This window comes from Bacillus sp. FSL E2-8900, from assembly GCF_037966225.1.
In the GTDB taxonomy this organism is placed as follows: Bacteria; Bacillota; Bacilli; order Bacillales; family Bacillaceae_G; genus Bacillus_A; species Bacillus_A cereus.
On record NZ_CP150193.1, the window covers coordinates 135265 to 145000 of the forward strand.

Sequence of the window (9736 nt, forward strand, 5' to 3'; positions counted from 1 at the left end):
CCTTCTATTGAAAAAAGAGAAACTTCGGATAGAAAATATATTATTTCAATATCCTGGGGCAGCCACTTATGCATTAAAAGATGTTTCATTTTCCTTATATGAGGGAGAATGGGTATCTATTATTGGTCAAAACGGTTCAGGAAAGTCTACACTTGCAAAATTATTGAATGGTTTGTTTTTGCCAGAAGCAGGGACTATTACAGTAAATGATACAATGGTTTTATCAGAGGAAACGGTATGGGATGTTCGAAAACAAATTGGAATGGTATTTCAAAATCCGGATAATCAATTTGTTGGAACGACAGTGCAAGATGATGTTGTATTTGGCTTGGAGAATATCGGAATGCCAAGAGAACAAATGATTGAAAGATTAGAACAGGCCTTGCAACTTGTCCGTATGGAAGATTTTCTTAATGATGAGCCTCATTCCTTATCTGGTGGGCAAAAGCAGCGAGTGGCAATAGCAGGCGTTTTAGCACTTCAACCATCTATTTTAATATTAGATGAAGCAACGTCAATGTTAGACCCTCAAGGGAGACGTGAAGTAGTAGAAACGGTTAGACAACTTGTTACTCAAAAAGGTATTACCGTGTTATCAATTACGCACGATTTAGAAGAAGCAGCACAGTCAGATCGTGTCATTATTTTAAATAAGGGAGAAATATTAGAGGAAGGGACTCCAGAAAAAATTTTCAAATCCTCTCATATGCTCCAAGAAATTGGCTTAGATGTACCGTTTTCGGTGAAAATAGCAGAATTATTAAAAAGAAATGAAATTCTCTTGCAAAATACGCATCTTACAATGGAAAGCTTGGTGAACGAACTTTGGAGATTACATTCCAAAAAGTAGAACATCGTTATCAATATAAAACTCCATTTGAAAGACGCGCACTTTATGATGTAGACGTGTCGTTTCCAAGTGGGGGCTATTATGCCATTATCGGTCATACTGGTTCAGGAAAGTCGACGATGATTCAACATTTAAATGGTTTATTGCAGCCGACAAATGGTACAGTTCAAATTGGTGAACATTTGATTTCGGCAGGAAAGAAAGAAAAAAAGCTAAAGCCACTACGTAAGAAAGTAGGGGTTGTCTTTCAATTCCCAGAACATCAGTTGTTTGAAGAGACTGTGGAGAAAGATATTTGTTTCGGCCCTACTAATTTTGGAGTATCTGTAGACGAAGCAAGGCAAAAGGCTAGAAAGGCAATTGAACTTGTAGGGCTAGAACCAGAACTGTTAGCACGTTCTCCGTTCGAATTAAGTGGTGGACAAATGAGACGTGTTGCTATAGCGGGTGTACTGGCAATGGAACCTGAAGTGCTTGTATTAGATGAACCTACAGCAGGACTAGATCCAAAAGGGCAGAACGAACTTATGGAGATGTTTTATAAGCTGCACAAGGAGAAGGGTCTTACAGTCATCCTTGTAACGCATAATATGGAGGATGCTGCTCAGTATGCGGAGCAGATTGTAGTTATGCATAAAGGAACGGTCTTTTTGCAAGGAAGTGCAGAGGAAGTATTTTCACATGCTGATGAACTAGAGAAAATTGGTGTGGATCTTCCTATGTCATTAAAGTATAAACGTGCAATTGAAGAGAAGTTTGGTATTTCAATTCCAAAGGCTACCTTATCTTTAGAGGATCTTACTCATGAAGTTGTGCAGGTGTTACGAAAAGGTGGTCATGAATCATGCAGCAGTTGATTATTGGGAGATATATCCCGGGGAATTCACTTATTCATCAACTTGATCCACGTACGAAGCTGCTGATTGTCTTTTTATATGTATTTGTTGTTTTCTTAGCAAATAATGCGATTTCATATGGATTTTTATTTTTATATGCACTCATTGCTTTATTTTTTGCAAAAGTGCCGATTCGTTATGTACTTTCGGGCTTAAAACCAATTTTATGGATTTTTCTTTTTACATTTTTCCTGCATATTTTTACAAATAAAGAGGGGGATGTACTATTCCAGCTTGGTTGGTTTTCGATATATGAAAAAGGATTAGAGCAAGGGATATACATTTCTGTACGATTCTTCGTTATTATTTTAATGACGACATTATTAACGTTAACGACGACACCTATTGAAATTACAGATGGTTTGGAGACGTTATTAAAGCCGTTGAAGCGTATAAAGGTTCCTGTTCATGAAATCGCATTAATGATGTCAATTTCTCTTCGTTTTATCCCGACATTAATGGATGAAACGAGTAAAATAATGAAAGCACAAGCGTCACGTGGTATTGATTTTGCCGGGGGACCGATAAAAGATAGAATGAAAGCTATTATTTCACTGCTCGTTCCTCTGTTTATCAGTGCTTTTAAGCGTGCAGAGGACTTAGCCATTGCGATGGAAGCTCGTGGATATCAAAGTGGTGAAGGACGTACTAAATTTAGGCAACTACGCTGGAAAACAAGCGATACAGTAACGATTGTCAGCTTATTTTGTTTAGCTTGTATTTTGGCATGGGTGCGATCGTAATGGAGAATAGAGAAATGGATAGAATAAAATGTACGGTTGCATATGATGGCATGCATTTTTGTGGTTATCAAATTCAGCCGAACCATCGTACTGTTCAACAGGAGATAGAAAAAGCATTGCAGAAATTGCATAAGGGAGAACTTGTTCGTGTTCAGGCATCTGGTAGAACAGATTCTACAGTTCATGCAAAAGGACAAGTAATACACTTTGATACTCCTTTGTCTCTTGAAGAATGGCAATGGATTAATGCTTTAAACACAATGTTGCCAGATGATATTGTTATTAGGCAAGTAGAGAAAAAAACAGAAGAATTTCATGCACGTTACGGTGTTGAGAAAAAAGAATATCGTTATCGTGTATTATTATCAAAGACTGCGGATGTATTCCGTAGAAATTACGTATATCAATATCCATACCCGCTCGAAATCAACTCTATAAGAAAAGCAATTCCTTATTTTATTGGAACACATGATTTCACTTCTTTTTGTTCGGCAAAAACTGACAAAAAAGATAAAGTGCGAACAATTTATGAAATCGAGTTAATTGAACAAAATGATGAAATAATTTTTCGTTTTGTAGGTAATGGATTTTTATATAATATGGTCAGAATTATTGTTGGTACGTTACTTAGCGTAGGGCAAGGAAAGCTTGATCCTGATAGCATTCCAGAGATTTTAGCGAAACAAAATCGTCAGTTTGCTGGAAAGATGGCTCCAGGTCATGGGCTTTACTTATGGGAGGTAAACTATAACAACTAATCCTGGTGTAACATTTGCTTGACATTAGAAACTCAAAAGTATATCATAACATATGGTATTGTTTCTAAAACCACGATTAGCCCCGGAAGGAAATCGTGTTTAAGATAAACAATAGATTTTTTCTATGGAAAAGATAACGAGGAGGGAAACACATGCGTACGACTTTTATGGCAAAAGCTAACGAAGTTGAGCGTAAATGGTATGTGGTTGATGCTGAAGGTCAAACTTTAGGTCGCCTTGCTAGTGAAGTAGCATCCATTTTACGTGGTAAAAACAAACCTACATTTACACCACACGTTGACACGGGTGATCATGTAATTATTATTAACGCTGAGAAAATTCATTTAACAGGTAATAAATTAAACGATAAAATTTACTACCGTCACACTAACCACCCAGGTGGACTTAAGCAAAGAACAGCTCTTGAAATGCGTACAAACTACCCTGTACAAATGTTAGAGCTTGCAATTAAAGGCATGCTTCCAAAAGGACGCTTAGGCCGTCAAGTTTCTAAGAAACTTAACGTGTATGCTGGAGCAGAGCATCCACACCAAGCACAAAAACCAGAAGTTTACGAACTTCGCGGATAATTAATTAAAGGAGGGCTTACTTTGGCACAGGTTCAATACTATGGCACTGGACGTCGTAAGAGTTCAGTAGCGCGCGTACGCCTAGTTCCAGGCGAAGGACGCGTTATCATTAACGGTCGTGATTTTGAAAACTATATCCCATTTGCTGCATTACGTGAAGTAGTGAAACAACCTCTAGTTGCAACAGAAACTTTAGGTAACTACGATGTACTTGTAAACGTAAATGGTGGTGGATACACTGGTCAAGCTGGTGCTATTCGTCACGGTATTTCTCGCGCTTTATTAAAAGCTGATCCAGAATACCGTCTAACATTAAAACGTGCAGGTCTATTAACTCGTGACGCACGTATGAAAGAGCGTAAAAAATACGGTCTTAAAGGCGCACGTCGTGCACCTCAGTTCTCAAAACGTTAATTTTTGCGAACTACAAACCCCAACCATTTTGGTTGGGGTTTTTTATGTTTCATTCCTCTTTTGCAATTTTTATAGCTTGGAATATTTTAGTGCTCCCGCCACGCGTATGCTTCTTCTTTAGAAGTTTAGACTAATACGTATTAGGGAGGTTTATATGTACTATGAATGTCATTGTCAGCTTACAAGAAAAACAAAAAGAAAAGCAGTTAAAATACGAGCGGAAGATGTTGCGGGAATTATCATTAAAAACATTGCGTTCAAATATTCGTGATGCCTTTCAAATGCAAGAGCTTCATCGTCAGTATGAAGATTACTGTATTGAATTAGGGATAGAATCTTATTTATTAGGAGCGAGATACAGTAAATTTGGTTATTATGGTGAATCGTTTTTTGATGTGAAATATAGAGCTTTAGAAGAAGAACAACAATTAACTGAAACGCTATTTCAATTTTTAACGAGTATGACTATGCGAGAAATAAAGTTGAAAGATGAGGAGTTACTTTTTGAATCTTGTCAGCAGTTTATAGGATTGTGGTGGCAAGAAGGGTATGAAAAAGGTGAAAGAAGATATCGATTAAAGCTTCATTAAGACAAGCATAAACTTTCCTCTTGTCCCATATAAGTAATTAGAGGGACTAGCTGGAGGAGGAAAGGTATGAAGAGAATTCGAATTATCTCTTTTGCACTCGCTGCGGTTGTATTGTTTTTTTTAGTCAAGCAAGAATTTCAAATTACAAAATCGTGGCGAGCTTGGAATTTACCCTTATCAGGGAAAGTAATTGTGTTAGATGCTGGGCATGGTGGACCAGATGGAGGGGCTGTTGGTGGAAAGGATATTATAGAAAAGGATATTACGCTTGAAATTACAAAAAAGGTACAAGACTATTTACAAGAACAAGGTGCACTAGTTATTTTAACGCGTGAGGGAGATTATGATTTAGCTAACAAAGATACAAAGTCATATAGTAGACGTAAAGCAGAGGATTTAAAAAAACGTGTAGAAATCATCAATAAACCTGATGTAGACTTTTTTGCAAGTATTCATTTAAATGCTTTAACTAGTAGTGGATCGAAAGGCGCACAAACGTTCTATTACCGCTCTTCGATTGAAAATGAACGTGCTGCAAAATTTATACAGGCTGAATTGAGAACAAGTTTAGAGAACACGAATCGTTCTGCTAAGACAATTTCGCATGTATATTTATTAAAGTATTCTAAAACACCAGGTGCTTTAATTGAAGCTGGCTTTTTATCGAATGTGAACGAAAGGTATATGTTAAATTCGGAGAAATATCAGCAAAAGGTAGCAGCTGCAATATACCGTGGTATATTACGTTATTTCACGGAAAAAGGAAATCCTCCAGAATAAGGAGGATTTTTTTGAGCTTCTCTCGTTAACGAAGTTTTCGGAAAATATGTTATACTGGAAATGTAAACGCATTTATTTCAAGGATAAGCAGAGATAAATTCAATTAACATTACGTTATTTTTCATACAGGGGGCTGGGCTAATTATGGTAACGAAAGAGCAAGTGGTTGAAGCGTTAGAAGGGATTGTAGATCCGTTTTTACATAAAACATTAAAAGAAACAAGTGCAATTAAAGAGGTAACAGTCAAGCCAGAGAAGGAACATGTGAGTGTCAAAATTGCAATCGTAAAAACCGGTACAGCGGAACAAATGCAGTTGCAGTCTGGAATTGTAAAGTTAGTAAAAGAACTTGGGGCAGCAACAGTTGGACTTCGTTTTGCAGAATTTACAGAAGAGGAATTAGCTCAGTTTGCACCGGAACAAGAAGAAGAGCAAAGTGAATCTTTATTGTCACCTAATTCAAAAACAACATTCTTAGCAGTAGCGAGTGGAAAAGGTGGCGTGGGAAAATCAACTGTTTCCGTTAACCTTGCAGTTGCTTTAGCTCGTTTAGGAAAAAAAGTTGGTATTATTGATGCGGACATTTACGGTTTTAGTGTGCCAGACATGATGGGGATAGAAAAACGTCCTATCGTAAGAGGTGACAAGATAATTCCGGTGGAACGTTTAGGTGTAAAGGTAATCTCAATGGGCTTCTTTGTAGAGGATAATGCACCAGTTATTTGGAGAGGACCTATGCTTGGGAAAATGTTAAACCACTTCTTCACAGAAGTAGAATGGGGCGATTTAGATTATTTAGTACTAGATTTGCCACCAGGCACAGGTGATGTTGCGTTAGATGTGCACTCAATGTTGCCATCTTGCAAAGAGATTATTGTAACGACGCCTCATCCAACAGCTGCGTTTGTAGCAGCGCGTGCTGGAGCGATGGCATTGCGCACTGAACATAGTATTCTTGGTGTTGTTGAGAATATGGCATATTTTGAAAGTAAGGTAACTGGTGAGAAAGAATATGTATTTGGAAAAGGCGGGGGAGATAAGTTAGCTACCGAATTACAAACGAATGTTCTTGGTCGTATTCCACTGCAACAACCCGATTGGAATAAAGAAGACTTTGCTCCTTCAGTATATGAAGATACACATACAACGGGCATTATTTATAGTAAAATAGCTGAAACAGTAATTGATAAAACAGCTGTTACACAAAAATAAAGTGAAACTTTAATCAGTGGGGTTCACCTGTTACTGACAACAATAAGGCTTTTGTTGCTAGTAAACCTTTCGCTTAATTAGAGGGGTCCATTTCGTCTGTTAATAGCAAGATAAAGTAATAACGAGTGAACAATATATAAATTGTCCACTCGTTATTATAGTTGTTATTTTTTACTGTTCTTCCTTCTTCTCGCCTTGAGAACCACCGTCACCGCCTGCTTCTTTCTTGCCAGATCCGCCTTTTTCAGCTTTTTGCACACCTTTACTAATGATATCAATCATCTTGGCTTGGAAGAGTGGACTTTCAGCAGTTTCTGTTAGTACTTGTTGTAGATATTGACGGTATTCTTTACTCTTCATTGTTTGTAACATCATTTTTTCTACTTCAGGATTTTTCATAATTTCTATAACGCCTGCTTGGTATTCAGGGTCTTTTAATAAGGTTTTCATTAATTGAGTTTGTTCTTTCCCCATACTTTTAGCAAATTTTGATGAGAACTCAGGATCTTTAAAGAGCTTTTCCCAGAATTGTTGCCCTTTATCGGATACCATGGCATCTTCAATCGTTTTCTTTACTACTGTTTCATCTAGTATGAGTGCTTGTTTCATTTTTTCATCAGTTAATACATCTTGAATAGCTTTCTTACCTTGATCTGTTTTTAAAATATCAACAATCATTTTCTTTGTTTGATCGTAATCTAGTTCGGATTTCGTTTCTTTTCCTTGTGCGCATGCTGCAAGTGCGATAAGTAGAAAAGAAGAAACGAAAATGAATAGCATCCGTTTCATAAGTTGGAACTCCTTTCAGCACAGTTCTCTCTTTTTAATATAAATATCTTTAAGGAATTTATACATGAACATGGCTAGCTTTTTGAAATTGTCATTGATACAATTTAATTAGAAATATAAGGATAATGGGGGATGTGTTGTGAATAGCCGCAAGTGGGTACGACTATTTTTAACGACGTTGTTTCTTGGTGGGATTAGCACAGTTATTATTGGTTTTGTTTTGGAGTGGGACAAGTACAATAAATTTTTTCAAAATTTCGACGGTAAGGAGATTTTAGCAGTATCTTTCTGGCTGATGGGTGTAGGATTTATTTTTAGTGTTATAAGTCAAATGGGATTCTTTGCATATTTAACAATCCACCGTTTTGGACTAGGGATGTTTCGCTCATCTTCTTTATGGAATGCAGTCCAGCTCTTCTTTATTGCATTCGTATTATTTGATTTTGTGTATTTAAGATCTGTACTTATTGCAAATGGGGAAGTCTCGTTAGGGAATAATATACTTGTTGCTGGAATGTTATTTGTGTTTGGAGCAATTGTTGCTTATGTAAAAAGTAAAGAAACAAATAAAAAAGCATTTGTGCCAGCTCTGTTCTTTATGGTTGTTGTAACGATCCTTGAATGGGTACCGGCGCTTCGGATTAATGATACAGATTGGTTATATTTAATGGTTATACCGCTATTGTTATGTAATGCATATCAATTACTTGTATTACATCGTTTAATCGGAAAAACAAGTAAATCAGCTTAATAGAGAGGTTTTATACAACAGCAGTTATAATGTTGTAAATGGTATGATTAAAAAAGCTCTACCACCTTCTTGAAAGGTAGTAGAGCTTTTTATGCGTGAAGAGTAGTAGGGAAGAAGCTACTTCACATCCTCACTTTTCGTACTTGTGTTGGAAATAAGTTGTGAAACGGATATTTGCTCATATCCATCACTTTTTATTTTTTGCAGGAGCAGCGGTAAAGCTCTATTTGTTTGAAGGGCAGAATCGGATGCGTGTAATAAGACGATATCTCCACCTTTCAAATTATTAGAGACAGTGGAAACGATGTTATTTACACCTGGGTTTTTCCAATCGTTTGAATTATTACTCCAATGCACGACGGTGTATCCAAGTGATTCTGCGATTTTAAGGGTTGCTTTGTTAAATTCGCCACTAGGTGGACGTAACAGCTTGACTTGTTTTACACCAAGTTTCGTAAAAACATCTTGTGCTCGTAAAAGGTCTCGTCTTATTTCATTTGTCTCTAGAGAAGTATAGGATGTGTAATTGTACCCCATACTACCGATTTCGTGTCCATCTTTCATGATTCGCTCTACAATATCGGGGTGTCTTTCGGCCCATGCAGCAGAAAGGAAGAAGGTTGCATTCTTAATTTCTTTTTCTTTAAGAGTATCTAGGATTGGAATTGCTTTTTTGTCTCCCCAACTAATATCAAACGTAAATGCAACTTGCTTTTTAGCGGTGTCTCCTTTGTAAATTACTTTAGGGCCTGTAGCAGTTGAAAAAGCAGATTCATGTGAATATGTTTTTAAAAAGAGTAGCCATGCTGTAAATAAGGACAGTATCACTATTAAGCTAATGTGTTTAAAATTTCTCTTACTCGTAATAAAAAAGAAAAACATAATATTACGCCCCTTTGTCCAATCCTTTTCAGTTACATATATGCTGGAAATATAAAAAAGAGAACAAAGGATTAATATCGTAAGTAGTGGATATAATGGATGATAGGATTGTGATAATTGAAAATGAGCGGAACGTTTATTGTTGCGTAAGGAATTATTGAGGTGATTGTTTGCTTGGGCTGATGTTGACAAAAGAAGAGAGAAAAGAAATGGAATACATATTGAAGAGAGAATTAGAGGAACTTTTATTTGATTTTGAAGATGAGCGTATTCATGAAGTTGTAAAAAAAGCCATGGAAGAAAGATATAAAATCATTTTCTGTTTATTCCGGAGAGTAGCTAACACAGAAGAATGTATTCGTTATGTAAGAAAAAGAATTTTTTATTAAAAAGTGTTGACGTTAATAGTTTGTATATGTTAAATTAATAACCGTCGCTGATGCGGAAACGCAGAAAACGACAAAAAGAAATTGAAAAACTT

At 36.6% G+C, this 9736-nt stretch carries 13 protein-coding genes; 11 read left to right on the plus strand and 2 right to left on the minus strand.

Features of this window, described 5'->3' with window-relative positions:
- Positions 1-7 precede the first annotated feature (7 nt).
- The 9 genes from NST90_RS00755 (at position 8) to NST90_RS00795 (ending at position 6833) form a co-directional block, all read left to right on the plus strand.
- Entirely contained in the window at positions 8-850 is an 843-nt protein-coding gene (locus NST90_RS00755; RefSeq protein ID WP_044307299.1) for an energy-coupling factor ABC transporter ATP-binding protein, read from the plus strand.
- Positions 826-1707, plus strand: coding sequence for an energy-coupling factor ABC transporter ATP-binding protein (locus NST90_RS00760; protein WP_000406533.1), 882 nt, complete (start codon positions 826-828; stop codon positions 1705-1707). The genes NST90_RS00755 and NST90_RS00760 overlap by 25 nt, the downstream gene beginning before the upstream one ends.
- Entirely contained in the window at positions 1695-2489 is a 795-nt protein-coding gene (locus tag NST90_RS00765) for an energy-coupling factor transporter transmembrane protein EcfT (RefSeq protein WP_001186526.1), read from the plus strand. The genes NST90_RS00760 and NST90_RS00765 overlap by 13 nt, the downstream gene beginning before the upstream one ends.
- Before the next feature lie 14 nt (positions 2490-2503).
- Positions 2504-3247 (plus strand): tRNA pseudouridine(38-40) synthase TruA, encoded by a 744-nt coding sequence (gene truA, locus NST90_RS00770; protein WP_002098927.1) that lies wholly within the window; start codon positions 2504-2506, stop codon positions 3245-3247.
- Between the two features lie 152 nt (positions 3248-3399).
- Positions 3400-3837 (plus strand): 50S ribosomal protein L13, encoded by a 438-nt coding sequence (gene rplM / locus NST90_RS00775; protein WP_001260793.1) that lies wholly within the window; start codon positions 3400-3402, stop codon positions 3835-3837.
- Between the two features lie 21 nt (positions 3838-3858).
- Positions 3859-4251, plus strand: a complete 393-nt coding sequence (gene rpsI / locus NST90_RS00780; protein WP_000079986.1) for a 30S ribosomal protein S9 — start codon at positions 3859-3861, stop codon at positions 4249-4251.
- A 161-nt stretch (positions 4252-4412) separates the two neighbouring features.
- Positions 4413-4841 carry a DUF2521 family protein gene (locus NST90_RS00785; RefSeq protein ID WP_001101005.1) on the plus strand — a complete coding sequence of 143 codons (429 nt, stop codon included), beginning with the start codon at positions 4413-4415 and terminating at the stop codon, positions 4839-4841.
- 66 nt (positions 4842-4907) lie between these two features.
- A complete protein-coding gene (gene cwlD / locus NST90_RS00790) occupies positions 4908-5621 on the plus strand; it encodes an N-acetylmuramoyl-L-alanine amidase CwlD (RefSeq protein WP_000822439.1) in 714 nt (237 codons plus the stop codon).
- 144 nt (positions 5622-5765) lie between these two features.
- Positions 5766-6833 (plus strand): Mrp/NBP35 family ATP-binding protein, encoded by a 1068-nt coding sequence (locus NST90_RS00795; protein WP_000256628.1) that lies wholly within the window; start codon positions 5766-5768, stop codon positions 6831-6833.
- Between the two features lie 171 nt (positions 6834-7004).
- On the opposite strand, the gene gerD is transcribed toward NST90_RS00795, so the two are convergent.
- Positions 7005-7622, minus strand: coding sequence for a spore germination lipoprotein GerD (gerD, locus tag NST90_RS00800; RefSeq protein ID WP_000827295.1), 618 nt, complete (start codon positions 7620-7622; stop codon positions 7005-7007).
- Positions 7623-7761: 139 nt separating this feature from the next.
- Here gerD and kbaA point away from each other — a divergent pair, with 139 nt between their 5' ends.
- Positions 7762-8373, plus strand: a complete 612-nt coding sequence (kbaA, locus tag NST90_RS00805) for a KinB signaling pathway activation protein KbaA (protein ID WP_001088527.1) — start codon at positions 7762-7764, stop codon at positions 8371-8373.
- A 117-nt stretch (positions 8374-8490) separates the two neighbouring features.
- Here kbaA and pdaB read toward each other — a convergent pair whose 3' ends face one another.
- Positions 8491-9255: a polysaccharide deacetylase family sporulation protein PdaB gene (gene pdaB / locus NST90_RS00810; RefSeq protein WP_000464703.1), complete on the minus strand. Its 765-nt coding sequence runs from the start codon at positions 9253-9255 to the stop codon at positions 8491-8493.
- Between the two features lie 170 nt (positions 9256-9425).
- Here pdaB and NST90_RS00815 point away from each other — a divergent pair, with 170 nt between their 5' ends.
- Positions 9426-9644, plus strand: coding sequence for a hypothetical protein (locus NST90_RS00815; protein ID WP_000901147.1), 219 nt, complete (start codon positions 9426-9428; stop codon positions 9642-9644).
- Positions 9645-9736 lie beyond the last annotated feature (92 nt).